This is a genomic window from Kitasatospora sp. NPDC032757 (genome assembly GCF_055579305.1).
This window is the reverse complement of record NZ_JBVINN010000011.1, coordinates 137617-161047: the sequence shown is the minus strand read 5'-3', so window position 1 is coordinate 161047 and position 23431 is coordinate 137617. Positions and strand designations below refer to the sequence as shown.

General features: G+C 73.7%; 27 protein-coding genes. 11 read left to right on the top strand and 16 right to left on the bottom strand.

What is annotated here, in order from left to right; genetic code table 11:
• Positions 1–158: 158 nt before the first annotated feature.
• Positions 159–1421 (top strand): phosphoserine phosphatase SerB, encoded by a 1263-nt coding sequence (gene serB / locus ACZ5WK_RS16135; protein ID WP_396324143.1) that lies wholly within the window; start codon positions 159–161, stop codon positions 1419–1421.
• Positions 1422–1573: 152 nt separating this feature from the next.
• On the opposite strand, the gene ACZ5WK_RS16130 is transcribed toward serB, so the two are convergent.
• The 3 genes from ACZ5WK_RS16130 to ACZ5WK_RS16120 form a co-directional block, all read right to left on the bottom strand.
• On the bottom strand, positions 1574–2101 hold the full coding sequence (locus tag ACZ5WK_RS16130) for a SixA phosphatase family protein (RefSeq protein WP_465548035.1): 528 nt from the start codon (positions 2099–2101) through the stop codon (positions 1574–1576).
• 179 nt (positions 2102–2280) lie between these two features.
• Positions 2281–2403: an SGM_5486 family transporter-associated protein gene (locus tag ACZ5WK_RS16125; protein ID WP_396324145.1), complete on the bottom strand. Its 123-nt coding sequence runs from the start codon at positions 2401–2403 to the stop codon at positions 2281–2283.
• A gap of 67 nt (positions 2404–2470) precedes the next feature.
• Complete coding sequence (locus ACZ5WK_RS16120) at positions 2471–3772, bottom strand: CynX/NimT family MFS transporter (protein WP_465548033.1); 1302 nt, start codon at positions 3770–3772, stop codon at positions 2471–2473.
• Between the two features lie 191 nt (positions 3773–3963).
• Here ACZ5WK_RS16120 and ACZ5WK_RS16115 point away from each other — a divergent pair, with 191 nt between their 5' ends.
• On the top strand, positions 3964–4638 hold the full coding sequence (locus ACZ5WK_RS16115) for a FadR/GntR family transcriptional regulator (RefSeq protein WP_465548031.1): 675 nt from the start codon (positions 3964–3966) through the stop codon (positions 4636–4638).
• 163 nt (positions 4639–4801) lie between these two features.
• Here the strand turns inward: ACZ5WK_RS16115 and fabI are convergent, their stop codons facing one another.
• Complete coding sequence (gene fabI / locus ACZ5WK_RS16110) at positions 4802–5569, bottom strand: enoyl-ACP reductase FabI (RefSeq protein ID WP_465548029.1); 768 nt, start codon at positions 5567–5569, stop codon at positions 4802–4804.
• 2 nt (positions 5570–5571) lie between these two features.
• Entirely contained in the window at positions 5572–6291 is a 720-nt protein-coding gene (gene fabG, locus ACZ5WK_RS16105) for a 3-oxoacyl-[acyl-carrier-protein] reductase (RefSeq protein ID WP_396324149.1), read from the bottom strand.
• Positions 6292–6662: 371 nt separating this feature from the next.
• Here fabG and ACZ5WK_RS16100 point away from each other — a divergent pair, with 371 nt between their 5' ends.
• From ACZ5WK_RS16100 to ACZ5WK_RS16075, 6 genes are all read left to right on the top strand, one after another.
• Positions 6663–7808: an MBL fold metallo-hydrolase gene (locus ACZ5WK_RS16100; RefSeq protein WP_465548026.1), complete on the top strand. Its 1146-nt coding sequence runs from the start codon at positions 6663–6665 to the stop codon at positions 7806–7808.
• A gap of 152 nt (positions 7809–7960) precedes the next feature.
• Positions 7961–9523, top strand: a complete 1563-nt coding sequence (locus ACZ5WK_RS16095) for a TldD/PmbA family protein (RefSeq protein WP_465548025.1) — start codon at positions 7961–7963, stop codon at positions 9521–9523.
• Complete coding sequence (locus tag ACZ5WK_RS16090; protein ID WP_396324152.1) at positions 9523–10920, top strand: metallopeptidase TldD-related protein; 1398 nt, start codon at positions 9523–9525, stop codon at positions 10918–10920. The genes ACZ5WK_RS16095 and ACZ5WK_RS16090 overlap by 1 nt, the downstream gene beginning before the upstream one ends.
• Positions 10921–10953: 33 nt before the next feature.
• Positions 10954–11502 (top strand): RNA 2'-phosphotransferase, encoded by a 549-nt coding sequence (locus ACZ5WK_RS16085; RefSeq protein WP_465548022.1) that lies wholly within the window; start codon positions 10954–10956, stop codon positions 11500–11502.
• Positions 11503–11675: 173 nt separating this feature from the next.
• Complete coding sequence (locus tag ACZ5WK_RS16080; RefSeq protein ID WP_465548021.1) at positions 11676–12068, top strand: DUF3099 domain-containing protein; 393 nt, start codon at positions 11676–11678, stop codon at positions 12066–12068.
• A 263-nt stretch (positions 12069–12331) separates the two neighbouring features.
• Positions 12332–12568, top strand: coding sequence for a hypothetical protein (locus ACZ5WK_RS16075; protein ID WP_396324155.1), 237 nt, complete (start codon positions 12332–12334; stop codon positions 12566–12568).
• Between the two features lie 115 nt (positions 12569–12683).
• Here the strand turns inward: ACZ5WK_RS16075 and moaA are convergent, their stop codons facing one another.
• The 4 genes from moaA to ACZ5WK_RS16055 form a co-directional block, all read right to left on the bottom strand.
• Entirely contained in the window at positions 12684–13673 is a 990-nt protein-coding gene (gene moaA / locus ACZ5WK_RS16070) for a GTP 3',8-cyclase MoaA (protein WP_465548018.1), read from the bottom strand.
• Between the two features lie 95 nt (positions 13674–13768).
• Entirely contained in the window at positions 13769–15379 is a 1611-nt protein-coding gene (locus ACZ5WK_RS16065) for a solute symporter family protein (protein ID WP_465548016.1), read from the bottom strand.
• Positions 15376–15732 (bottom strand): DUF485 domain-containing protein, encoded by a 357-nt coding sequence (locus ACZ5WK_RS16060; RefSeq protein ID WP_465548014.1) that lies wholly within the window; start codon positions 15730–15732, stop codon positions 15376–15378. The genes ACZ5WK_RS16065 and ACZ5WK_RS16060 overlap by 4 nt, the downstream gene beginning before the upstream one ends.
• A gap of 239 nt (positions 15733–15971) precedes the next feature.
• Positions 15972–17015, bottom strand: a complete 1044-nt coding sequence (locus tag ACZ5WK_RS16055) for a zinc-dependent alcohol dehydrogenase family protein (protein WP_465548012.1) — start codon at positions 17013–17015, stop codon at positions 15972–15974.
• A gap of 179 nt (positions 17016–17194) precedes the next feature.
• On the opposite strand from ACZ5WK_RS16055, the gene ACZ5WK_RS16050 reads away from it, so the two are divergent.
• Complete coding sequence (locus tag ACZ5WK_RS16050) at positions 17195–18190, top strand: DEDDh family exonuclease (RefSeq protein WP_465548010.1); 996 nt, start codon at positions 17195–17197, stop codon at positions 18188–18190.
• 31 nt (positions 18191–18221) lie between these two features.
• Positions 18222–19022 (top strand): SURF1 family cytochrome oxidase biogenesis protein, encoded by an 801-nt coding sequence (locus tag ACZ5WK_RS16045; RefSeq protein WP_465548008.1) that lies wholly within the window; start codon positions 18222–18224, stop codon positions 19020–19022.
• Between the two features lie 18 nt (positions 19023–19040).
• On the opposite strand, the gene trxA is transcribed toward ACZ5WK_RS16045, so the two are convergent.
• A complete protein-coding gene (gene trxA, locus ACZ5WK_RS16040) occupies positions 19041–19373 on the bottom strand; it encodes a thioredoxin (RefSeq protein WP_396324163.1) in 333 nt (110 codons plus the stop codon).
• A complete protein-coding gene (locus ACZ5WK_RS16035) occupies positions 19374–19799 on the bottom strand; it encodes a MerR family transcriptional regulator (protein ID WP_396324251.1) in 426 nt (141 codons plus the stop codon).
• Between the two features lie 205 nt (positions 19800–20004).
• Here ACZ5WK_RS16035 and ACZ5WK_RS16030 point away from each other — a divergent pair, with 205 nt between their 5' ends.
• Positions 20005–20766: an SDR family oxidoreductase gene (locus tag ACZ5WK_RS16030; RefSeq protein WP_465548005.1), complete on the top strand. Its 762-nt coding sequence runs from the start codon at positions 20005–20007 to the stop codon at positions 20764–20766.
• Between the two features lie 9 nt (positions 20767–20775).
• On the opposite strand, the gene ACZ5WK_RS16025 is transcribed toward ACZ5WK_RS16030, so the two are convergent.
• Genes ACZ5WK_RS16025 through ACZ5WK_RS16005 form a run of 5 tightly spaced genes read right to left on the bottom strand, consistent with a single transcriptional unit; the run spans position 20776 to position 23194 of the window.
• Complete coding sequence (locus ACZ5WK_RS16025; RefSeq protein WP_465548003.1) at positions 20776–21435, bottom strand: alkaline shock response membrane anchor protein AmaP; 660 nt, start codon at positions 21433–21435, stop codon at positions 20776–20778.
• A complete protein-coding gene (locus tag ACZ5WK_RS16020; RefSeq protein WP_465548001.1) occupies positions 21432–22082 on the bottom strand; it encodes a DUF6286 domain-containing protein in 651 nt (216 codons plus the stop codon). Before ACZ5WK_RS16020 ends, ACZ5WK_RS16025 begins: the two co-directional genes overlap by 4 nt.
• Positions 22079–22438: a hypothetical protein gene (locus ACZ5WK_RS16015; RefSeq protein ID WP_465547999.1), complete on the bottom strand. Its 360-nt coding sequence runs from the start codon at positions 22436–22438 to the stop codon at positions 22079–22081. The genes ACZ5WK_RS16020 and ACZ5WK_RS16015 overlap by 4 nt, the downstream gene beginning before the upstream one ends.
• Positions 22438–22629: a hypothetical protein gene (locus tag ACZ5WK_RS16010; RefSeq protein ID WP_396324168.1), complete on the bottom strand. Its 192-nt coding sequence runs from the start codon at positions 22627–22629 to the stop codon at positions 22438–22440. The genes ACZ5WK_RS16015 and ACZ5WK_RS16010 overlap by 1 nt, the downstream gene beginning before the upstream one ends.
• Before the next feature lie 55 nt (positions 22630–22684).
• On the bottom strand, positions 22685–23194 hold the full coding sequence (locus ACZ5WK_RS16005) for an Asp23/Gls24 family envelope stress response protein (RefSeq protein ID WP_465547997.1): 510 nt from the start codon (positions 23192–23194) through the stop codon (positions 22685–22687).
• Positions 23195–23431: the final 237 nt, after the last annotated feature.

Here is a 23431-nt window from a genome sequence, read left to right as displayed (position 1 = left end):
CCCGCCATCACCCCTGGTCGTCACCTCTGCGCAACCGCCCGGTCACGGGGGTGGTGCGCACACCTCCCGCACCTCCCTCCCGGGCCCGTCCTCCGTCCCGTCCACGACGCGGACGGGTGCCGTGACGTCGCCGGACGGCGGGTAGCGTGGGAGGCATCATGAACGCATCGCCCTTGGCCGCCGAGCCGTTCCCCGCCCCGCAGCCCCGGACCGAGGACGAGCGCACCCTGCTCGTCAAGGTGTTCGGCAAGGACCGCCCCGGCATCACCGCCGGCCTCTTCGCCACCCTGGCCGGATTCGGCGTCGACGTGATCGACATCGAACAGGTCGTCACCCGTGGCCGGATAACGCTGTGCGCCCTGGTCACCCCGCCGGCCGGCGGCGCCCCCGGCGTCGAGGGCGAGCTGCGCTCCACCGTGCACCGCTGGGCCGAGGAGCAGAAGCTCCAGGCCGAGATCATCTCCGGCATCGGCGACAACCGGCCGCGCCGCGAGGGCCGCTCGCACGTCACCGTGCTCGGCCACCCGCTGACCGCCTCCGCCACCGCCGCGCTCACCTCCCGGATCACCGCCGCGGGCGGCAACATCGACCGTGTCTTCCGGCTGGCCAAGTACCCGGTGACCGCGGTCGAGCTGGCCGTCTCGGGCGTCGCCACCGACGAGCTGCGCGCCGCGCTGGCCCAGGAGGCGGCCACCCAGCGGGTGGACATCGCCGTGGTGGCGGCCGGCCTGGAGCGCCGGGCCAAGCGGCTGATCGTGATGGACGTCGACTCGACCCTGATCCAGGACGAGGTGATCGAGCTGTTCGCCGCCCACGCGGGCTGCGAGGAGAAGGTCGCCGAGGTGACGGCCGCGGCGATGCGCGGCGAGCTGGACTTCGCCGAGTCGCTGCGCGCCCGGGTGGCACTGCTGGCCGGCCTGGACGCCGCGGTGACCGAGAAGGTGCGCGCGGAGGTCCGGTTCACCCCGGGGGCACGCACCCTGATCCGGACGCTCCAGCGGCTGGGCTTCCAGGTCGCGGTGGTCTCCGGAGGGTTCACCCAGGTCACCGACCACCTGGTGGAGCAGCTGGGGCTGGACTACGCGGCCGCCAACACCCTGGAGGTGGTGGACGGGAAGTTCACCGGCCGGGTGGTCGGCGAGATCGTGGACCGGGCCGGCAAGGCCCGCTGGCTGGCCCGCTTCGCCGAGCAGGCCAAGGTGCCGCTGGAGCAGACGGTGGCGATCGGCGACGGCGCCAACGACCTCGACATGCTGAACGCGGCCGGGCTGGGCGTGGCCTTCAACGCCAAGCCCGTGGTGCGGGAGGCCGCCGACACCGCGGTGAACGTGCCCTTCCTTGACACCGTGCTCTACCTGCTGGGCATCACCCGCGAGGAGGTCGAGGCGGCCGACGTCCTGCACGGCACGCCGACCGAGTAGCTCCCGCACAGGCGTGAGGGGCGCGAGGACCACTCCTCGCGCCCCTCACGTACGTCCGATCGGTCCTGCGCGTGTCAGTCCAGCGGCGCGCCGGCCGTCAGCGCCGGCGGCGCACCGGCCGTCGGTCCGCGCCCACCGGGCCGGCGCGGGTGTCAGTCCTGCGGCGTGTAGTACGAGACCAGCGCCGCCACGCCCGGCTCGACGCCCTTCCAGGAGCCGCCGAAGCTCAGCACCGCGATGGCGGCGGTGGGGAAGCCGCCGAGCCGCAGCCGCTCCAGCGCGTCCCGGTCGCCCTCGTCCCCGGCCAGCACCTGGGTCAGCCCGAGCACACCGGGGTTGTGGCCGACCAGCACCACGTCGGCGTACTCCTCCGGCGTCTCCTGGAGGACGGTGATGATCTCGCCGGGGCTGGCGTCGTACACCCGGTCCTCGTAGACGGTCTTCCGGGGGCGCTTCGGCAGCTCGTGCGCGGCGAGCTTCCACGTCTCACGGGTACGCAGGGCCGTCGAGCAGAGCACGTAGTCGGGGTTGATGCCGGAGTCGGCGAGCCAGCGGCCGGCGTCCGGGGCCTGGTGGCGGCCCCGGTCGGCCAGCGGCCGCTCGTGGTCGTCGACGCCGTTGGGCCAGTCGGCCTTGGCATGGCGGAGAACGATGATCCTGCGGGGCGTGTCGGCGCTCATACCCAGCAAGCTTGGCAGAAAAGCCGCCGAGGGGCGCGATGCTCCCGGATGCCGCCACTCTCAGGAGTGGAGGGTGCCATCATGCGCCGTTCGCCGGGGCTTCGCGTGCCGGCCAACGGGAGGTCGCCCGACGGCCGGCAGGAGGTGGCCGTCGGTCGGCCGGGTGTCCCGGGCGGGCGTCAGCCGAGGTTCTGGGCCACGTTGGCGACGATGATCAGCAGGACGACGATGCCGGCGATCACCGCGGCCAGCTGGCCGAGCTTCTTGTGGCCGTCGGTGGGGTTCGGTTCGAGTACGGGCATGACCGGATTCTCCCACCCCGGTCATGCCCGCCGGGCACCGGCCCCTCGGGCCCGCGCCGGCCGCCCGTCAGGCCCTGGCGGGTGTGGCGGGGCGGACCGCCTCGTCCTCGATGTGCCGGGCCAGCGCCGCCCGCAGGCCGAAGAGCATCTGCGGCACCAGCAGCAGGCCGAGGAAGCCCAGCGGCAGGTACCAGTCGCCGGTGGCCTGGTACAGCCGGCCGATCAGGATCGGGCCGGGGATGGAGATCAGGTAGCCGACACCCTGGGCGAAGGCGGAGAGCTGGGCCACCCCGCCGGCGGTCCTGGCACGCAGGCCGATCATGGTGAGCACCAGCGGGAACGCGCAGTTGGAGAGACCGACCAGGGTGGCCCAGAGCCAGGCGCCGCCGGCCGGGGCCAGCGCCAGCCCGGCGTACCCGGCGATGCCGCAGGAGGCCAGCACGACGACGAACAGCCGCTGGTCACCGCGGCGGGCGGCGAGGTTGGGCAGCACGAAGGAGACCGGCACGCCGACCGCCATGGTGAGTGCCAGCAGCACCCCGGAGGTGCCCTTGGAGACCCCGGCGTCCTGGAAGATCATCGGCAGGAAGCCCATCACCGCGTACGCGCCGGTGGCCTGGAGGCCGAAGAAGCAGGCCATCGCCCAGGCGGTGCGGCTGCGGGTGATCGGCAGCCGCTCGGTGGTCGTGGCGGAGGCCTTGTCGCCGCGCTCGCGCCTGACCGCCGCGACGACCAGCCAGAGCACCAGGGCGACCGCGCCGAGCGCGGCCCAGACGCCGAGCCCGACCCGCCAGTCGCCGCCGAGCGCGCTGGTCATCGGGACGGTGACGGCCGCGGCCAGCGAGGTGCCGGCCGACAGCGCCATCGAGTACAGGCCGATCATCGGACCGACCCGGTCCGGGAAGTAGCGCTTGATCACCACCGGGATCAGCACGTTGGAGACCGCCACCCCGGCCAGCGCCAGCGCGGTGAGCAGCAGGAAGACCACCGTGCCGCCGGCGAAGGAACGCGTCAGGGCGCCCACCGTGATCGCGCCCATGCCCGCGGTGACGACCGCGATCGGGCCGAGCCGGCGCGCCATGCCGGGGGCGGTGAAACCGAAGACGGCGAAGCACAGCGAGGGGACGGCGGCGAGCAGGCCGGCCACCGTCGGGCTCATTCCGAGGTCGGCCGTGACCTGCCGGAGCAGCGGCCCGAGGCTGGTGACCACGGGGCGGAGGTTGAAGGCGGCGGCGGCGATCGCGACGGCGAACAGCCAGCCGAGGTACTTGCTCCGATCGGAGGAGGGGGAGGCGGTGGCGGTGGGCCGCTCGGTCTGCGGTCCGGCCCCGGTTCGCGGGGACGTGGCGGTGTCTGCTGCGGGAGGCATGGGAGCCATCATAGAATGATGGGATGAATTAGCGCATCTTTGAATTGGCATGATGTCCCGACCCCCCTGAAGCACCGTCCGGACCCCGCCCCACCGCCCGGACCCCGCCCCACCGCCCGAACGCCAACCGACCCACCCACCCACCGGCCGCCGCCCCCGCCGTCGCCGACCCGAAGCCGCAAGGAGTCCCCGTGGCGCTGTCCTCACCGAGGCGCACCCCGCTGTCCGACCAGGTGATCGCGCAACTGCGCGCCCAGATCACCTCGGGCGAGTGGCCCGTCGGCTCGCGCATCCCCACCGAGGCCGCCCTCGTCGAACAGCTCGGCGTCGCCCGCAACACCGTCCGCGAGGCCGTCCGCGCCCTCGCCCACAACGGCCTGCTGGACATCCGCCAGGGCTCGGGCACCTACGTCCTCGCGACCAGCGAGCTCGCCGGGGTCATGCACCGCCGCTTCGCCGACGCCGACCAGGCCCAGGTGGCCGAACTGCGGGTCACCCTGGAGACTTCCGCCGCCGGCCTGGCCGCCACCCGCCGCACCGACCGCGACCTCGCCCTGCTGGACGCCGCGCTCGCCCGCCGCGAGGACGCCTGGCAGTCCGGCGACGCCGAGGACTTCGTCCAGGCCGACGCCGCCTTCCACCAGGCCGTCGTGGCCGCCGCCCACAACGACGTGCTTGCCGCCCTCTACGCCGACCTCGGCGAGGTCACCCGCGCCCACCTGCGCCACGACGTCGGCCCCGAACTGATCGCCGAGCGCTACCTCGGCCACGACGAGATCCTCGACGCCATCCGCGCCGGCGACCCCCAGCGGGCCTCCGTCGAGGCCGGCCGCGCCATCGGCGCCTGCGCCCCCTCCGACTCCTGACCCGACGGCCGGGGCCCGCCCGGGCCCCGGCCCCGCCGTGCCGTCGTCGGCGTCACGCACCGGGCAGCCGGCTGCCGCCGTGCCGCCGTCCGAGAAAGCGCAACGCCGCTGCCCGGCACCCCCAGGGGGAGTGCCGGGCAGCGGCGTCGGTGTGTGCGGGCCGTCAGGCGCCGATGGCGTGCAGGCCGCCGTCCACGTGGACGATCTCGCCGGTGGTCTTCGGGAACCAGTCCGACAGCAGGGCGACGACGCCGCGGCCGGCCGGCTCCGGGTCGCTCAGGTCCCACTTCAGCGGGGAGCGGGCGTCCCAGGTCGCGGCCAGGTCGCCGAAGCCCGGGATGGACTTGGCGGCCATCGAGCCGATCGGGCCGGCCGACACCAGGTTGACCCGGATGTTGCGCTCGCCGAGTTCGCGGGCCATGTAGCGGGAGGTGGCCTCCAGCGCGGCCTTGGCCGGGCCCATCCAGTCGTACTTCGGCCAGGCGAACTGGGCGTCGAAGGTCAGGCCGACCACCGAGCCGCCGTCCTGCATGAGCGGGAGCAGCGCCGTGGTGAGCGACTTCAGCGAGAACGCCGAGACCTGCATGGCGGTGGCGACGGACTCCCACGGCGTGTTGAGGAAGTTGCCGCCCAGGGCGTCCTGCGGGGCGAAGCCGATCGAGTGGACGATGCCGTCCAGGGTCGGCAGGTGCTCGCGGACCTGGTCGGCGATGCCGGCCAGCTGCTCCTCGCTGGAGACGTCCAGCTCCAGCACCTTGACCGGCTTCGGCAGCTTCTTGGCGATCCGCTCGGTGAGGGTCGGGCGCGGGAAGGCGGTGAGGATGATCTCCGCGCCCTGCTCCTGGGCGAGCTTGGCGGTGTGGAACGCGATGGAGGACTCCATCAGCACTCCGGTGATCAGGATCCGCTTGCCCTCAAGGATTCCACTCATGTTCAGTGACCCATGCCCAATCCGCCGTCGACGGGAATGACGGCTCCGGTGATGTACGCGGCCTCGTCCGAACCGAGGAACCGCACGGTGGAGGCGACCTCGGCGGGCGCCGCGTAACGGCCCAGCGGCACGCCCGAGACGATCTCCGCGCGGCGCTCGTCGCTGAGCACTGCGGTCATGTCGGTGTCGACGAAGCCGGGGGCGACCACGTTGACGGTGATGTTGCGGGGGCCCAGCTCGCGCGCCAGCGAGCGCGCGAAGCCGACCAGGCCGGCCTTGGAGGCGGCGTAGTTGGCCTGGCCCGGCGAGCCGGAGAGGCCGACCACCGAGGAGATCAGCACGACCCGGCCCTTGCGGGCGCGCATCATCAGCTTGGAGGCGCGCTTGACCACCCGGAACGTGCCCGTGAGGTTGGTGTCCACGACGGAGGTGAAGTCCTCCTCGGACATGCGCAGCAGCAGCGTGTCGTGGGTGATGCCCGCGTTGGCGACCAGCACCTCCACACCGCCGTGCTTGGCCTCGATCTCGGTGAACGCCGCGTCCACCTGGGCGCTGTCGGTGATGTCGCAGCGCACCGCGAGGACGTCGTGCTTGGCCAGCTCCTCGGGCACCTCACCCGAGCGGCTGGTGATGGCGACCTTGTCGCCCGCCTCGGCGAAGGCCAGGGCGATCGCGAGGCCGATGCCCCGGTTTCCTCCGGTGACGAGAACCGAGCGGCTCAACGATCCACCTCTCTCCGTAAGGGTGCGTACGTCGGATTGCGTACGCAGTGTGACGCTATCGGTCGGCCCGGGGCGGAGACGAATCGAGCTCCCACAGCGCCTCACCGGCGGAACTGTCGCAATCCGACAATCCGCGCCCATGCCGGGTTCACGTACTGCACACGGACGGCGCACCGGCCGCACACGGGTCGTTGTGGCTTCCCACGAGACCTGCGCACGGGCCCGTCCGCACCGGGCGCACGGGAACATGTACCGCCGCGTACCCGTTGCCCCCGTGGTGCGGACAAGCGGGGCCGACCGCACCGCTTCCCTGGAAGGGCCCCGGGCGGCCGCGGCGACGGACGAGGCCGACGAGCGAAGGCAGAGCGCGGATGATCGAGGGACGGCCCGGTACCACCCACCGGCGCGGACGACTGCTGGCCCTGGCCGCCCTGGCAGCCGGCGCGGGAGCGGCCGCCTGGTCGCTGCGCGACCTGCCGGCGGCGTTCGGGCGCCGGCCGGACGGCGAGCGCGAGGAGCGGGTGCGCGACTCGCCGCAGTACCGCGACGGCGTCTTCCACAACGCGCCGTCCACGCTGGCGCGGGCCAAGTCCACCCCCGACTTCGACCGGGACACCGTGCGCCGGATGCTGTTCCAGCGCGAGGGCCGGGTGCCCGCGCACCCGGTGCCGACCGTCCGCCCCGCCGCCGGGCCGCGCCCGGCCGCCGAGGGCGTGGAGATCACCTGGTACGGACACGCGTCCGCGCTGGTCGAGATCGAGGGCACCCGGGTGCTGCTCGACCCGGTCTGGAGCGAGCGCTGCTCCCCCTCGGCGCACGTCGGCCCGAAGCGGCTGCACCCGGTGCCGGTCGAGCTGGAGGAGCTGCCGCAGGTCGACGCGGTGCTGATCTCGCACGACCACTACGACCACCTGGACATGGCGACGGTCAAGCGGCTGGTGCGCAGCCAGTCGGCGCCGTTCGCGGTGCCGCTCGGCATCGGCGGTCACCTGCGCCGCTGGGGCGTCCCGGAGCACCGGATCATCGAGCTGGACTGGGACGAGACCTGCACCCTCGGCGAGCTGGCGGTCACCCTGACCTCGGCCCACCACTTCTCCGGCCGCGGCCTGACCCGCAACACCACCCTCTGGGGCTCCTGGGTGATCGCCGGGCCCACCCGCAAGGTCTTCTACACCGGGGACTCCGGCTACTTCGAGGGCTACGCCGAGATCGGCGCGCAGCACGGCCCGTTCGACGCCGCGCTGATGCAGATCGGCGCGTACGACGCGGCCTGGGCGGACATCCACATGACGCCGGAGGACGCCGTCCTCGCCCACCGCGAACTGAACGCCGGCCTGCTGGTCCCGGTCCACTGGTGCACCTTCAACCTGGGCCTGCACCCGTGGTCCGAGCCGATCGAGCGGCTGCTGGCGGAGGCCAAACAGCAGGCCGTACCGCTGGCGGTGCCCCGCCCCGGCGAGCGCGTCGACGTCGACAATCCGCCGGAGCTGGACGGCTGGTGGGAGAGCGTCGTCTGACGCCCCCGCCGAGGCGTGCGGGCCGCAGCGCCGGACGGCGCGTGTCACCGCCGAAATGCGCTGGCCCAATCCCTGTGGACGGGAAATGATGCGGTGCGGGTACCCCTGTCCGGGGCCGCCCGCACCGCCGCCCCTCCGACCAGGGAGCCCGATTGCCTCCGATCCCCCCGACCAGCAGTGCCGGCGCCGCGCCCGGGCGCGCCGTCGACCCGCTGTTCCTCGCCTACCCGCTGCACGCCCTGGCCGACGCCGCCCTCACCCGGGCGCGTGAACTCGGCGCCGCGCACGCCGACTTCCGGCTGGAGCGGGTCCGCAGCGCCTCCTGGCGGCTGCGCGACGCCCGGCCGGCCGGCACCTCCGACAGCGTCCAGCTCGGCTTCGCCGTCCGGGTGCTGCTGGACGGCGCCTGGGGCTTCGCCGCCGGGGTGGACCTCACCACGGCCGCGGCGGCGAAGGTCGCCGAGCAGGCCGTCGCGGTGGCCCGGCTCTCCGGCGGGATCAGCCGGGCGGCCGGGTCGAAGGAGCGGGTCGAACTGGCGGACGAGCCGGTCTACCCGGACGCCACCTGGGTCTCCGCGTACGAGGTGAGCCCCTTCGAGGTGCCGGACGCGGAGAAGACGGCGCTGCTCGCCGGCTGGAGCTCGCGGCTGCTGGCCGCCGAGGGCGTCTCGCACGTCCAGGCCACGCTGCTGACGGTGCAGGAGAACAAGTTCTACGCCGACACCGCCGGCACCGTGACCACCCAGCAGCGGATCCGGCTGCACCCGACGCTGGAGGCCACCTCGGTGGACGAGCGCACCGGGGCCTTCGACTCGATGCGCACCCTGGCCCCGCCGGTCGGGCGCGGCTTCGAGTACCTGACCGGCACCGGCTGGGACTGGGACGCCGAGCTGGCCGAACTCCCCGTCCTGCTGGCCGAGAAGATGAAGGCGCCGAGCGTCGAGGCCGGCCGCTACGACCTGGTGATCGACCCGTCCAACCTCTGGCTGACCATCCACGAGTCGATCGGCCACGCCACCGAGCTGGACCGGGCGCTCGGCTACGAGGCCGCCTACGCGGGCACCTCCTTCGCCACCTTCGACAAGCTGGGCTCGCTGAAGTACGGCTCCGAGCTGATGCACGTCACCGGCGACCGCACCGCCGAGCACGGCCTCTCCACCATCGGCTACGACGACGAGGGCGTCGCCACCCAGTCCTGGGACCTCGTCAAGGACGGCGTCCTGGTGGGCTACCAGCTGGACCGCGGGATGGCGAAGCTCAAGGGGTTCGACCGCTCCAACGGCTGCGCGTTCGCCGACTCCCCCGCCCACGTCCCGGTGCAGCGGATGGCCAACGTCTCGCTCCGGCCGGCCGCCGGCGGCCCGTCCACCGAGGGCCTGTTCGCGGGCGTGGAGAACGGCCTGTACATCGTCGGCGACCGCTCCTGGTCGATCGACATGCAGCGCTACAACTTCCAGTTCACCGGCCAGCGCGCCTACGCCATCAGGAACGGCGAGCTCGCGGGCCAGGTCAAGGACTTCGCCTACCAGGCCACCACCACCGACTTCTGGGGTTCGATGGCGGCCGTCGGCGGCCCGCAGACCTACGTCCTCGGCGGTGCCTTCAACTGCGGCAAGGCGCAGCCCGGCCAGGTCGCGGCGGTCAGCCACGGCTGCCCGTCCGCGCTGTTCCGCAACGTCAACGTGCTCAACACCCAGCAGGAGGCGGGTCACTGATGGCCGCGACGCAGCCCCACGAACTCGTCGAGCTGGCGCTCGGCCTCTCCCGCGCCGACGGCTGCGTGGTGATCGCCGACGAGGAGTCGACCGCCAACCTCCGCTGGGCCGGCAACGCGCTCACCACCAACGGGGTCACCCGCGGCCGCCGCCTCACCGTGATCGCCACGGTGGCCGGGGCCGAGGGCACCGCCTCCGGGGTGGTCTCCCGCGAGGCCGTCACCGCGGACGAGGTGGAGGGCCTGGTCCGGGCCGCGGAGGACGCGGCCCGGGCGGCCGGTCCGGCCGAGGACGCCCAGCCGCTGATCGCCGACCGGCCGTCCTCCCCCCGTTTCACCGAGCCGCCGGCCGAGACCTCGATCGAGGTGTTCGCGGCGTTCGCACCCGCCCTCGGCGAGGCCTTCGCCCGGGCCGCCGCGCAGGGCGAGCTGCTGTACGGCTTCGCCCGGCACGAGCTGGTCTCCAGCTACCTGGGCACCTCCACCGGCCTGCGGCTGCGCCACGACCAGCCGACCGGCATGGTCGAGGTGAACGCCAAGACGGCCGACCTCACCGGCTCGGCCTGGGCCGGCGCCGCCACCCGGGACTTCACCGACGTGGACGTCGCCGACCTGCACGCCCAGCTGACCAAGCGGCTGGCCTGGGGCGCGCGCAAGGTCGACCTGCCGGCCGGCCGGTACGAGACGCTGCTGCCGCCCTCGGCCGTGGCCGACCTCATGATCTACCTGAGCTGGTCCTCCGGCGGCCGGGACGCCTTCGAAGGGCGGACGGTGTTCTCCAGGCCCGGCGGAGGAACGCGGATCGGCGACAAGCTGGCCAAGCTGCCGCTGACACTGCGCTCCGACCCGGCCGAGCCGGGCCTGGAGGCGGCACCGTTCGTGCTGGCGCACTCGACGGCCGGGGACTCCTCGGTCTTCGACAACGGCGTGGAGCTGACCGCCACCGACTGGATCCGGGACGGCGAGCTGGCCGAGCTGATCACCACCCGGCACTCGGCCGGCCTGACCGGCCTGCCGCTGAAGCCGGCGATCGACAACCTCGTCCTGCAGACGGCCGACCAGACGGCCGCGCCGACCCTGGACGAGATGATCGCCCGTACCGAGCGCGGCCTGCTGCTCACCTGCCTCTGGTACATCCGCGAGGTGGACCCGGCGACGCTGCTGCTCACCGGCCTCACCCGGGACGGCGTCTACCTGGTGGAGAACGGCGAGGTCGTCGGCGCGGTGAACAACTTCCGGTTCAACGAGTCGCCGGTCGAGCTGCTCGGCCGGATCACCGAGGTGGGCCGGACCGAGCGCTGCCTGCCGCGCGAGTGGAGCGACTGGTTCACCCGGACGGCGATGCCGCCGGTGCGGGTCGCGGACTTCAACATGAGTTCGGTCAGCCAGGCCTCGTAGCCGGGCCGCCACGGGGGAAGGATCGAGAGAGAAGTGGACGAGAAGCGCACGGTCAGGACCAGCAAGATGCTCTCCCGCATCCTGCGGCACGAGCCCGAGCGGGTCGGGATCACCCTGGACGCGGCCGGCTGGGTCCGGGTGGACGTCCTGCTCGCCGCACTGGCGGCCAGGGGCAGCCGGCTGACCAGGGCCGAGCTGGACCACGTGGTGGCGACCAACAACAAGCGCCGGTTCGCCTTCTCCGAGGACGGTCTCTCGATCCGCGCCAGCCAGGGGCACACGGTGGCGGTCGACCTCGGTCTGACCGCCGCCGAGCCCCCGGCGGTGCTGTTCCACGGCACCGCCACCCGGAACCTTGCGTCGATATTCCGCGAGGGCCTGCGGCCGATGGCCCGGCAGGACGTCCACCTTTCCGCCGACACCGACACGGCCACCCGGGTCGGTGCCCGGCACGGCCGCCCGGTGGTCCTGACGGTCGACGCCGCGGCGATGGTGTCGGCCGGCCACGAGTTCCGGATCAGCGCCAACGGTGTCTGGCTGACCGACGCGGTGCCGCCGGAGTACCTCTCCCAGGCGCGGTAGGGCGCGTCCGGTCCGGCCCCGCCGGTCGGCCCCTGCGGCCCGGCCTGATGGGCCGGACAGGCCCCCGGTGGCGCGTGTCCGTCCGCCCCGGTCTCGTCGCCGGTTCCCGCGCGGCGTACCGTGAGGTGGCCGCGCGGCGAGACGCGCGGGTGCGTGGACGAGGGCGGTAGGACATGGGCAAGAGCGCCGACGGTGGAGAGGTCCACCGGATCACGGGTGCGCGCAGCAGCCTCTCCGAGGACGTCCGCGGGCGGCAGCGCCGCTACGTGGCCTCGATGCTGCTCCGCACCGTCTGCGTCCTGCTGGGGGTGATCCTGTGGGACATCCAGCGGTGGCTGGCGGTCGCCGCGCTGGCGGGCGGCGTGCTGCTGCCGTACTTCGCGGTGCTGATCGCCAACGCGGGCCGGGAGAGGGCGCCCGGCCTGCCGAGCACCTTCGACGTCCCGCCGGACGTTCCGCTGATGCTCGGGCCCGGCGGTACCGGTGGTGCCGGTGGGGCGGATGCGTCGCACGGTACGGATGTGACAGAGAGTGCACCCACCGATTCTCCACAGAACCCGAGCTGACTGTCCGTTTTGGCAGAGTTTCCGCCAACTGCCCCTGCGGAAAGCTCAAAAGAACCTCAGATTAATCATGCAAGACCTCCCCATCCGAGGGTCCTGCCGTGACATACTGCGTACGCGCTCCGCATCCCCCGTCGGAGCGACGGACCGACGCCGGGCGGCTCCCCCCGTGGCTGCCCGGCGTCGCCATGCCCGGATCCGGAAGCCGTCCGGGCACGTGAAAGACTGGCGGTGACCACACCCGCCCACCGCTTGAGGACGGCCCGATGCTCTCCCCGGACACCCCCCAGCCGCAGACGCCGGTCTGCTCCGCCAAGGGCTGCCGGGCGGACGCCCGCTGGGTGCTGGTCTGGAACAACCCCAAGCTGCACACCCCGGACCGCCGGAAGACCTGGGCGGCCTGCGAGGAGCACCGCGAGCACCTCGCGCAGTTCCTCGGCGTGCGCGGCTTCCTCAAGGAGGTCGTCGCCCTCGCCGACTGGACCCCCGAGGACGGCGAGTAGCCCCCGCGCGGCCCCTCCGGGGTTCACTCGGCCCCAGGCCACCGCCCACCGGCCACCGGCCGTCGTCTCCGGCCCCGCCGCTCCGCCGGCGCCGTCAGGCCTCGTCAGGCCTCACTCAGCCGCCGATCGCCGACATCGGCCGGTCGGGCTGGAGGAACTCCGGATCGTCGATCCCGGCTCCGGCCTTCTTGCCCCACATCGCCGCGCGCCACAGCTCGCCGATCTCGGCGTCGCCGCCGCCCGAGCGCAGCGCCGTCCGCAAGTCGGTCTCCCCGGTCGCGAAGAGGCAGTTGCGCACCTGCCCGTCGGCGGTCAGCCGGGTGCGGTCGCAGGCCCGGCAGAACGGCCGGGTGACGGAGGCGATCACGCCCACCCGGCCCGGGCCGCCGTCGACCACCCAGCGCTCGGCCGGCGCCGCGCCACGGCGGGCGGACAGCTCGGGGGCGAGCGTGAATCGGGCGGCGAGCCGGTCCAGGATCTCCTCGGCGGTGACCATCGCCGAGCGGTCCCAGCCGTGCTGGGCGTCCAGCGGCATCTGCTCGATGAACCGCAGCTCGTAGCCGCGCTCCAGGCACCAGGCGAGCAGCTCGGGAGCCTCGTGGTCGTTGATCCCCCGCATCAGCACGGTGTTCAGCTTGACCGGCGCCAGCCCGGCGGCCTCGGCGGCGGCCAGCCCGTCCAGGACGTCCTGGTGACGGTGGCGGCGGGTGAGGGTGTGGAAGGTGTCCGGGTCGAGGGTGTCGAGCGAGACGTTGACCCGGTCCAGCCCGGCCGCGTGCAGCGCTGCGGCGGTCCGGGCGAGGCCGATGCCGTTGGTGGTGAGGGAGAGTTCGGGGCGCGGTTCGAGCCCCGCGCAGGCGTCGACGATGCCGACCAGCCCGGGCCGCAGCAGCGGCTCGCCGCCGGTGAACCGGACCTCCCGGACGCCGAGGTCGCGGACCGCGATAGTCACCAGCCGGACGATCTCCTCGTCGGTGAGCAGGTCCGGCTTGGCCAGCCACTGCAGACCCTCCTCCGGCATGCAGTAGGTGCAGCGCAGGTTGCACCGGTCGGTGAGGGAGACCCGCAGGTCGACGGCCTGCCGGCCGAAGGTGTCGAGGAGCACGGCGGTCCCTTCCCGAGTTCGCGGCCGGCCCGGAAAAGCGGCCGGCCCGGCCGCCGCGTTCGGCGGGCCGGGCCAGCTTAGTCATCGCCCGTGCATCAGTGGGCGCCCAGCCCGGTCAGCGAGCGGACCTCCAGTTCAGCGTACTTCGCCGGGTCGGCCTTCTCCTTGGAGAGCAGGGTGCCGATCCAGCCCGCGAGGAAGCCGACCGGGATGGAGACCAGGCCGGGGTTCTCCAGCGGGAACCAGTGGAAGTCGGAGTGCGGGAAGAGCGAGTTCTTGCCGCCGGAGACGACCGGCGAGAAGAGGACCAGCGTCACCGACGTGATCAGGCCCGCGTAGACGGAGCTGACCGCGCCCGCGGTGGTGAACCGCTTCCAGAACAGCGAGTACAGCAGCGTCGGCAGGTTGGCCGAGGCGGCCACCGCGAAGGCCAGTGCGACCAGCGCGGCGGTGTTGAGCTTCCCCGCGAAGAGGCTGAGCACGATGGCGACCGCGCCGATGGCGACGGCGGCCCACTTCGCCGAGAGCACCTCCTCCTTCTCGGTGGCCTTGCCCCGCCGGATGACGTTGGCGTACAGGTCATGGGCGAAGGAGGCCGAGGAGGCCAGGGTGAGGCCGGCCACCACGGCCAGGATGGTGGCGAAGGCGACCGCGGAGATCACCGCCAGCAGGATCGCGCCGCCGGTCGTGCCCGCGCCGCCGCCGAGCTCCTCGGCGAGCTGCGGGGCAGCGGTGTTGCCGGCCGCGTTGGCCGCCTTGATCGCCTTTGGGCCGACCAGGGCCGCCGCGCCGAAGCCGAGCGCCAGGGTCATCAGGTAGAAGCCGCCGATGATCCCGATCGCCCAGAGCACCGACTTCCGGGCGGCCTTGGCGGTGGGCACGGTGTAGAAGCGGACCAGGATGTGCGGCAGCCCGGCGGTGCCGAGCACGAGCGCGATCCCGAGGCTGAGGAAGTCGAGCTTGCTGGTTCCGCTGACGCCGTACTTGAGCCCCGGTTCCAGGAACGCGGCCCCCTTGCCGCTGGCGTCGGCGGCGGCGCCCAGCAGCGCGGAGGGGTTGAAGTGGTACTTGGCCAGCACCAGGACGGTCATCAGCGCGGTGCCCGCGATCAGCAGCACGGCCTTGATGATCTGCACCCAGGTGGTGCCCTTCATCCCCCCTATCACCACGTAGATCACCATCAGCGCGCCGACCGCGACGATGGTCAGCTGCTTGGCACCGTCCCCGTTGACCCCGAGCAGCAGGGCGACCAGCGTCCCGGCGCCGACCATCTGGGCCAGCAGGTAGAAGATCGACACCACGATGGTGGAGATCCCGGCCGCGGTGCGCACCGGCCGCTGCCTCATCCGGAACGCGAGCACGTCGGCCATGGTGTACCGGCCGGCGTTGCGCAGCGGTTCGGCGACCAGCAGCAGCGCGACCAGCCAGGCGACCAGGAAGCCGATCGAGTAGAGGAAGCCGTCGTAGCCGGAGAGCGCGATGGCCCCGGCGATGCCGAGGAAGGACGCGGCCGACATGTAGTCGCCGGAGATGGCAAGGCCGTTCTGGAAGCCGGTGAAGCCGCGGCCGCCGGCGTAGAAGTCGGCGGCGTCCTTGGTCTGCCGCCCGGCCCAGACGGTGATGCCGAGGGTGGCCAGCACGAAGAACCCGAACAGGGTCATCGTGAGGCCGCGGTGCTCGGTGGCGGACGTGGCGAGCAGGGTCATTCGGCGGCCTCCCGCGGGGCGTGGACCACGGCGCCCTGGGCCTCGCGGATCGCGGCGGCGGGCGGGTCGAGCCGCCGGTCCGCGTAGCGCGCGTACCAGGCCGCGATGGCGAAGGTGGTGACGAACTGCAGCAGCCCGAGGACCAGGGCGACGTTGATGTGCCCGACCACCTTGGTGCCCATCAGACCGGGCGCGTAGCAGGAGAGCAGGACGTACAGCAGGTACCAGAGGACGAAGCCGATGGTGACCGGGAACGCGTAGCTCCGGAACGAGCGCCGCAGGGTTCGGAACTCTTCGCTCTCCTCGATGAGTCGGACTTCCGTAGGGGCAGTGGTGATCGGCGGCGATTCCACTCTCTCTCCTCACTCCTTCGGCGTGCTGGTCGCACCAGGGGAACGATCGGACGTGAGGGGCGTCACAGTCCGGATGCGCGCCGCGCAATGCTAGGAGCGTCCGGCCCGCCCGGAAAGGGGTTGACCGCGATCGGCCAGCCGTTCACCCTCTCGCGCTAGTCAATTGGCCGAAAATCATTGCACCCGGACATGCCGAAGGGGCGGCACCGGCCTGCGGTGCCGCCCCTGGTGACGACAGGTCAGAAAGCGATCCGCACCTTCAGGGCGGAGCGGTCGTCCATCGCCCGGTAGCCGTCCGGGACGTCGTCCAGGCCGATCGTGCGGTCGAAGACCAGGCCGGGCTCGATGGCGCCGGAGAGGACGTCCGGCAGCAGCTCGGGAATGTAGGCGCGGGCCGGGGCGACGCCGCCGTTGAGCGAAACGTTTCGGCCGAACATCTGACCGATGTCGACGCCCGCGCTGCCGCCGTGCGGCACCCCGACATAGCCGACCGCGCCGCCGTCGCGGGTGATCGAGACGGCGGTACGCATCGACTCCTCGGTCCCGACCGCCTCCAGCACGGCGTGCGCTCCCTGGCCGCCGGTCAGCTCCTTGACCGCCTCGATCGCGGCCTCGCCGCGCTCGGCGACCACGTCGGTGGCCCCGAACCGGCGGGCCAGGTCGGTACGGGCGGTGTGCCGGCCGAGCGCGATGATCCGGCCCGCGCCGAGCCGCTGCGCCGCCAGCACGCCGCACAGGCCCACCGCGCCGTCGCCGACCACCGCCACGGTCGCGCCCGGCCGCACGCCCGCCGAGACGGCGGCGTGGTGCCCGGTGGCCATCACGTCGGAGAGGGCGAGCAGGCTGGGCAGCAGCTTCTCGTCGCCCGCCGCGTCCTTGGGCAGGGCCACCAGCGTGCCGTCGGCGTACGGGACGCGCACCGCCTCGCCCTGGCCGCCGTCCGAGCCGACCTGGCCCCAGAAGCCGCCGTGCGGGCAGGAGGTCTGCAGGCCCTCGCGGCAGAAGTCACAGCTGCCGTCCGACCAGACGAACGGCGCCACGACCAGGTCGCCCCGCTTGAAGCCGCTCACCTCGGCGCCGGTCTCCTCGACCACACCGAGGAACTCGTGCCCGATCCGCTGCCCGGCCACCCTGGCGGCCACGCCCCGGTAAGCCCACAGGTCGCTGCCGCAGATGCAGGCGTTCACCACGCGGACCACGGCGTCGGTCGGGTTCTGGATCACCGGGTCCGGCACGGACTCGATCCGGATGTCGTGGGGGCCGTGGATCACGGTGGCGCGCATGAGCGTTCGTCCTTCGGAAATCGGCTGCGCCGGGGGTGTTGGGCAGCCAGGGGATATTCGACTGGGTGTACGACGAATACGCTGCCCACTCTATTCCGGCCCGCCGAACCGCTCACTCCGGGCGGCCTCCGCCACATTTCGACCGGCCCCCACCGCCGCGGCGCTTATTCTGTTTGACCATGCATGCGATCCAGCCCGAGACGTCCGGCGCGCCGCGGGCCGTCCCCGTCCCCGCCCAGCGCTCCGCCGCCCCCGCCGAGGGCTTCGCGGTGGTGGACGTCGAGACCACCGGCCTCGGCCGTTCGGACCGCGTCATCTCGGCGGGCGTCTACCAGCTGGACACCGAGGGCGAGGTCACCGACCACTGGTACACCCTGGTCAATCCCGAGCGCGACCCCGGCCCGGTCTGGATCCACGGCCTCACCCACGAGGTGCTGGCGGGTGCGCCGACCTTCCCGGAGATCGCCGACGACTTCGCCGAACGGCTGCGCGGCCGGGTCCTGGTCGCCCACAACGCGCTCTTCGACTGGAACATGATCTCCCGCGAGTTCTCCCGGGCCGGCCGGCACGCCCCGGTCGACCAGCGGCTCTGCACCATGGTGCTCTCCCGCGACCTGCGGCTTCCGCTGCCCAACGGCAAGCTGGCCTCGCTCGCCGCCTACTTCGGCGTCCAGCAGCGCCAGGCGCACAACGCCCTGGACGACGCCCGGGTGCTCGCCGAGGCCTTCCGCCCCAGCCTCCACCTGGCCCGCAGCGGCGGCGTCCCGCTGCCGCTGCAGAACTGCGTCGCCGTCACCGACCTCGGCGAGGACGAGCCCGTCTCCGCCGCCCGCACCTCATGGACGGGCTCCTCCTACCGCCAGGCGAAGAAGCGCCCGCCGTGCCCGTACCCGAACCCCGGGCGCTGGGAGGACGGCAAGCCGCTGGTGCAGGGCATGCGGGTGGCGTTCACCGGCGACACCGCGACCGACCGCGAGCTGCTGGAGGACCGCGCCGTCGAGGCCGGCCTGCACATCGCCACCTCGGTGAGCCGGCTCACCAGCCTGCTGGTCACCAACGAGCCCGGCAGCTGGAGCGGCAAGGCCCGCAGGGCCCGCGAGGCCGGCACCCCGGTGGTCGGCGAGGACGCCTTCCTCCAACTGCTGCGCGAGGTCGCCCCGCACCCCGGTGCGTGATCCGGTTGTGAGGTGGGCGTACCGTGCCCGTGTGTACCGTTTTCTCCTCTCCCGGCGCTGGCTGATCACCCTGCTGATCGCCCTCCTGCTGGTCCCCACCACCATCAAGCTGGGGATCTGGCAGTACCACCGCCACGAGGCGCGGGTGGCCCGCAACGAGCTGATCGCCACGTCGCTCAGCGCGTCGCCGGTCCCCTACGACACACTGTCGGCCACGCCCGGCTTCGCCGTGCCGAAGAGCCTGACGTGGCGGTCGGTGACGGCCACCGGGGAGTACGACCCGGCGCACGAGTTCGTGGTCCGCAAGCGGACCGGCTCCGGCGGGGACAAGATCGGGTACTTCGTGATCACCCCGCTGAGGCTCTCCGACGGCAAGGGCACCGTCCTGGTCAACCGGGGCTGGGTGGCGTCCGGCGACTCCGCCGCCGCCTACCCGTCGGTGCCGGCCGCCCCGGCCGGCGAGGTCACCCTCACCGGCCGGATGCGCGCCGACGAGACCGCGGCCGGCAGCGGCATCCGCGACCGGGCCGGCCTGCCGGACCGCCAGTTCAACCTGATCAGCACCGAGCAGCAGACCCAGGAGACCGGCGCGACCCTGCTCGGCGGCTACCTGGAGCTCACCGCCACCACCCCGGCCCCCGCCGACCAGCCCGAGCTGCTGCCCGAGCCCAACCACTCCGACATCGGCCCGCACATGGCGTACGCGATCCAGTGGTGGCTGTTCACCGCGCTGATCCCGGTCGGGGTCTGGGTGATGGCCCGCCGCGAGGCCAAGGACCGCCGCAAGGAGGCCGCCGAGGCCGAGGCGGCGCCGGAGGCCGTGCCGGCGTAGCGCCGGCCCCGCCGGTCGTTACAGGACGTCCTCCAGCTCGCGCAGCAGCCGGGCCTTGGCCCGGGCGCCGACCACGGCCCTCACCGGCTCGCCGCCCCGGAACACCATCAGCGTGGGCATCGACAGCACGCCGTACGCGGCCTGCGTCTGCGGGTTGTGGTCCACGTCCAGGCTGACCACCGTCAGCCGGTGCGCCTCCTCCCGCGCGATGTCCGCCAGCACCGGCACCATCTGTCGGCACGGCGGGCACCAGTCCGCCGTGAAGTCCACCAGCACCGGCCCCTCGGCCGCCAGCACCTCGGCGGCGAACGTCTCGTCCGTGACCGCCGGCACGCCCGTGATCCGCACCATCTACCGCTCCTCCCACTCGATCGCCAACTCGCACTGCGGCGCCCGGCCGCCGGCCTCCGCCGCCAGCTCGTCACGGGCCTGCTCGGCCCGGGCGAACTGCTCGGCCACCTGCGTACGGACCTCCTGCAACCGGCCGATGCAGTCGTCCAGCTCGGCCAGCTTGCGCCGGTAGACCTCCAGCGAGGCCGGGCAGGAGTCCCCCTCCGGATGGCCCGCCTGGAGGCACTCCACGAACGGGCGGGTCTCCTCCAGCCCGAACCCGAAGTCCTGCAGGGTGCGGATCTGCCGGAGCAGCCGCAGATCGTCCTCGCCGTACGCGCGGTAGCCGTTGCCGGCCCGCCGGGCGGGCAGCAGCCCGAGCTGCTCGTAGTACCGCAGCGCCCGGGTGGTCGTCCCCGCCCGTTGCGCCAGCTCGCCGATCCGCATCACGCACCTGCCCTCCCGGCCGTTTCCGAACGCCGCCGGGAACGACGGTAGACCTTGACGCCGACGTCAACGCCAGCGCGGGCGGGCCCTCGGTGCCGGCGACTTCCGGCCGGCAGGGCACCGATCCGGCCACACAGCGGCCGCCGCGGCCGCCCCTGCCCCCGCCGCTACCCCGTCCGTCCCCGCACCCGGCAGGATGGGGGCCATGGATCTTGGACTGAAGGACAAGGTGTACGTGGTCACCGGCGCCACCCGGGGCCTCGGCTTCGCGGCCGCCCGGGAGCTCGCCGCCGACGGTGCCCGGGTGCTGGTCAGCGGCCGGAGCAAGGAGTCCGTCGACGCCGCCGTCGACGCCCTCGGCGGCCCGGATGCCGCCCACGGCCTGATCGCCGACAACTCCGACCCCGCGACCGCCGACCACCTCGTCGCCGCGGCCGTCGAGCGCTTCGGCCGGCTGGACGGCGTACTGATCAGCGTCGGCGGCCCGCAGGCCGGCCCGGTGACCGCCGTCCCCGAGGAGGCCTGGCGCGGCGCCTTCGAGTCGGTCTTCCTGGGCGCCCTGCGGATCGCCCGCAGCGCGGCCGGTGTGCTCGGCGAGGGCGGCGTGATCGGCTTCGTGCTCTCCGGCTCGGTCCGCGAGCCGATCCCGGGCCTCGGCATCTCCAACGGGCTGCGGCCCGGCCTGGCGATGGCTGCCAAGTCGCTCGCCGACGAGCTGGGACCGCGCGGCATCCGGGTCGTCGGGCTGCTCCCGGCCCGGATCGACACCGACCGGGTGCGCGAGCTGGACGCCCTCAGCGGCGACGCCGCCGCCGCCCGCGCCCGCCACAACGCCGCCATCCCGCTCGGCCGCTACGGCACGGCGGAGGAGTTCGGCAAGGCCGCCGCCTTCCTGCTCTCCCCCGCCGCCTCCTACCTGACCGGCGTGATGCTCCCCGTCGACGGCGGCGCCCTGCGCGGCCTCTGACCCGCGGGTCTACCGGACCCGCGGGTGCTTGCGCCGGCCGCCGCGCCTCGGCGTGGCGGCCGGCTTCGCCGCCGCCACCCGGACCCGCAGGTCGGCCGGCAGCCCGGCGAGGCCGAGGCTGGCCCGGGCGTCGCTGCGCGGGCCGGTCTCGAAGTGCTCGACCAGGGCCGCCGGATCACCCCCGGGGGTCAACCGGACGGTGGCTCGCAGCCGCGGGTGCCGGCGGCCCCGGACCAGCCGGACGCGGGCCCGCTCGACCTCCGGGAGCGCCACCGTGCCGGTCTCCAGCGCCTCCTCCAGTGCCCGGCTGCGCAGCCGCAGCCGCAGCCCGGACGCGCCGGGCGTGGGGACGGCGACGGTGGACGGGCCGCTGCGCCTCAGCTGCGCGAAGAGCCACCAGGCCGCACCGGCCACCACGATCGCCGGCCCGGCGATCACGACGGCCCACCACCAGGACTGGTCCGCCCACCAGGACTGATTCACCCACTCGGTCCGCGAGTACGCACTGACCACCGGCTGGTCCGGCGAGGTGAGCGGCCACCAGCTCGGCGGGTCCACCCCCAGCCGCCGGTACAGGTCGAGGCCGCCGGCCAGCACCAGCACCCCGGCGGCCAGCAGCACCAGCCCGGCCACACCGAGCAGCACCCGGTTGACGGTGGACCGGCTCATCCCGCCCCTCCCGTCCCGGGTACGCCGGGACTCTCCGGCCCGGCCGTCGCCCCGCCGCGGCGGGCCCGGCCGCGCCTGGTCCGCACGTCGAGCCGGAGCGGCCGGGCCAGGGTGACCCGCGCCAGCTCCTCCCGCAGCTGCCGCTGGACGGAGGCCGGGTCGGCCGGTCCGTCGAGGACGACCTTCACCCGGCGGCGGTTGATCCGTACGGTGAGATGTTCGATGCCCGGCAGGCCGGCGGCCCGGTCGGCCAGCAGGATGCCCACGCCGGCCCGGTCGATGGCGGCGGCGGTGTCCCCGTGCGGGCGCAGCGGCAGCCAGCGGCGCAGCCCGGGGGCGAACGCGAGCCAGAGCAGCCAGGCGCCGGCCAGGGTGGCGGTCCCGGCACCGAGCAGGACCCAGAGGTCGTCCAGGTGCCGGGTGGCCAGTTCGTCGCCGATCTCGGCGCGCCAGCGCCGGGCGGGGTGGCCGGTGCGGACCGCGATCACGTCGTAGAGCAGCGCCCCGCCGAGCACCAGCGCCACGACCGCGACGACCACCGCGGCGGCCGTCCGCGGCGCCCGCAGCCGGGGCACCTTCACCGCCTCGGGCGCGGGCGGTTCGCCCGGCGGTTCCACGGGCTGGGTTTCCGGCAGTTGTTCCGTCATGCCGCTCCCCTCGGCACCAGCTTCTCGACGACCACCACCACCTCGCTGACCCGGGTCCCGGTCAGCCCGCCGACCTGGGCGGCGATCCGGTCGCGGACGGCGCGGGCGAGCGCGGCGAGGTCGGCGGGGAAGGGCAGGTCGACGACGGCCCGGACGAGGACGGTGGAGCCCGGCACGGAGACCGACACCTTCGGCGGACCTCCGTGGTCGGCCCGGCCTCGCCAGGCGTCGGCGAGCGCCTCGCGGGCGGCCCGGGCGGCGATCCGGGCGTAGACCCGGTCGGCGACGCGAAGCCGGCCGCGGGCGCCGGGCTCGCGCCGAGGGGTTCCGGAGACGGGGGTGGCGAGGGCCGCCATCAACGGCGCCGGTCGCGGCCGCGCAGCAGGTCGCCGAGGTCACCGAGTTCGATGTCGCCCTCCAGCAGCCGCCCGGCCACGAAGCCGACCACACCCAGTGCGGCCACCAGCAGGAACGCCGCGAACCCGCCGAAATAGCCGGCGAAGCCGAGGGCCATACCCACCACCAGGCCGACGATGGCCAGGTTCATCCGCTCCACCTCGTCTTCCGCTGCTTCCCCGCCGCGCGGGCTGCCCCCGACTGCCTTACTTCAGCTTGGGCCGCTGGCCCGGGGGGACGGTCTCCTCGTCCTCCTCCTCGACATCCGGCTCGTCGGGCAGGTGGACGTCGTTGACCGCGATGTTGACCTCGACGACCTCCAGGCCGGTCATCCGCTCGACCGCGTCGATGATGTTCTCCCTGACCTGGCGGGCCAGGTCGGGGATGACCACGCCGTACTCGACGACCAGCGCGATGTCGATGGCGGTCTGCTTCTCCCCGACCTCGGCCTTGATCCCGCGTCCGATGCTGGACCTGCCGCCGGGCACCCGGTCGCGCATCGCGCCGAAGGTGCGGGAGAGGCCGGAGCCGAGGGCGTGGATGCCGGGGACCTCGCGGGCGGCCATACCGGCGATCTTCTCGACCACGCCCACTGCCAGCGCGGTGCGGCCGCGGTCGTTGACCGGTTTGTTGCTGTCGCTGCTGGACGGCGTTGCGGCAGCGGCAGGGGCCGGGGGGTTCTTGTGCATGGTGGCGGGCGTCGGAGTGTCAGGCATGGGCGCTTCTCCCGTCGTACGGCTCCAGCTATATCGCAAATCGCTCCAACTCTGGCATTTCGCCACGATTCCCGCCCCCGGAGCGCCACCCCGCGGAGGCCGGGAACGCCGAAGGCCCGGCTCGCGGGGGGGGGGGGGGGGGGGGGGGGACGAGGGGGGGGGGGGGGGGGGGAGGGGGGGGGGGGGGGGGGGGGGGGTGGGCGGGGGGGGGGGGGGGGGGAACCACCTGCCGTAGGC

Excerpts from the sequence above, each read along its gene's own strand:
- ACZ5WK_RS16025 (WP_465548003.1), bottom strand. The coding sequence starts at position 21,435 with ATGAGCCGGTCCACCGTCAACCGGGTGCTGCTCGGTGTGGCCGGGCTG.
- ACZ5WK_RS16050 (WP_465548010.1), top strand. The coding sequence starts at position 17,195 with ATGCATGCGATCCAGCCCGAGACGTCCGGCGCGCCGCGGGCCGTCCCC.
- ACZ5WK_RS16020 (WP_465548001.1), bottom strand. The coding sequence starts at position 22,082 with ATGACGGAACAACTGCCGGAAACCCAGCCCGTGGAACCGCCGGGCGAA.
- ACZ5WK_RS16055 (WP_465548012.1), bottom strand. The coding sequence starts at position 17,015 with ATGCGCGCCACCGTGATCCACGGCCCCCACGACATCCGGATCGAGTCC.
- ACZ5WK_RS16035 (WP_396324251.1), bottom strand. The coding sequence starts at position 19,799 with ATGCGGATCGGCGAGCTGGCGCAACGGGCGGGGACGACCACCCGGGCG.
- ACZ5WK_RS16090 (WP_396324152.1), top strand. The coding sequence starts at position 9,523 with ATGGCCGCGACGCAGCCCCACGAACTCGTCGAGCTGGCGCTCGGCCTC.
- trxA (WP_396324163.1), bottom strand. The coding sequence starts at position 19,373 with ATGGTGCGGATCACGGGCGTGCCGGCGGTCACGGACGAGACGTTCGCC.
- ACZ5WK_RS16075 (WP_396324155.1), top strand. The coding sequence starts at position 12,332 with ATGCTCTCCCCGGACACCCCCCAGCCGCAGACGCCGGTCTGCTCCGCC.
- ACZ5WK_RS16005 (WP_465547997.1), bottom strand. The coding sequence starts at position 23,194 with ATGCCTGACACTCCGACGCCCGCCACCATGCACAAGAACCCCCCGGCC.
- ACZ5WK_RS16065 (WP_465548016.1), bottom strand. The coding sequence starts at position 15,379 with ATGACCCTGCTCGCCACGTCCGCCACCGAGCACCGCGGCCTCACGATG.
- ACZ5WK_RS16100 (WP_465548026.1), top strand. The coding sequence starts at position 6,663 with ATGATCGAGGGACGGCCCGGTACCACCCACCGGCGCGGACGACTGCTG.
- ACZ5WK_RS16015 (WP_465547999.1), bottom strand. The coding sequence starts at position 22,438 with ATGGCGGCCCTCGCCACCCCCGTCTCCGGAACCCCTCGGCGCGAGCCC.
- ACZ5WK_RS16010 (WP_396324168.1), bottom strand. The coding sequence starts at position 22,629 with ATGAACCTGGCCATCGTCGGCCTGGTGGTGGGTATGGCCCTCGGCTTC.
- ACZ5WK_RS16030 (WP_465548005.1), top strand. The coding sequence starts at position 20,005 with ATGGATCTTGGACTGAAGGACAAGGTGTACGTGGTCACCGGCGCCACC.
- ACZ5WK_RS16125 (WP_396324145.1), bottom strand. The coding sequence starts at position 2,403 with ATGCCCGTACTCGAACCGAACCCCACCGACGGCCACAAGAAGCTCGGC.
- ACZ5WK_RS16130 (WP_465548035.1), bottom strand. The coding sequence starts at position 2,101 with ATGAGCGCCGACACGCCCCGCAGGATCATCGTTCTCCGCCATGCCAAG.
- serB (WP_396324143.1), top strand. The coding sequence starts at position 159 with ATGAACGCATCGCCCTTGGCCGCCGAGCCGTTCCCCGCCCCGCAGCCC.
- ACZ5WK_RS16080 (WP_465548021.1), top strand. The coding sequence starts at position 11,676 with ATGGGCAAGAGCGCCGACGGTGGAGAGGTCCACCGGATCACGGGTGCG.
- ACZ5WK_RS16120 (WP_465548033.1), bottom strand. The coding sequence starts at position 3,772 with ATGCCTCCCGCAGCAGACACCGCCACGTCCCCGCGAACCGGGGCCGGA.
- fabI (WP_465548029.1), bottom strand. The coding sequence starts at position 5,569 with ATGAGTGGAATCCTTGAGGGCAAGCGGATCCTGATCACCGGAGTGCTG.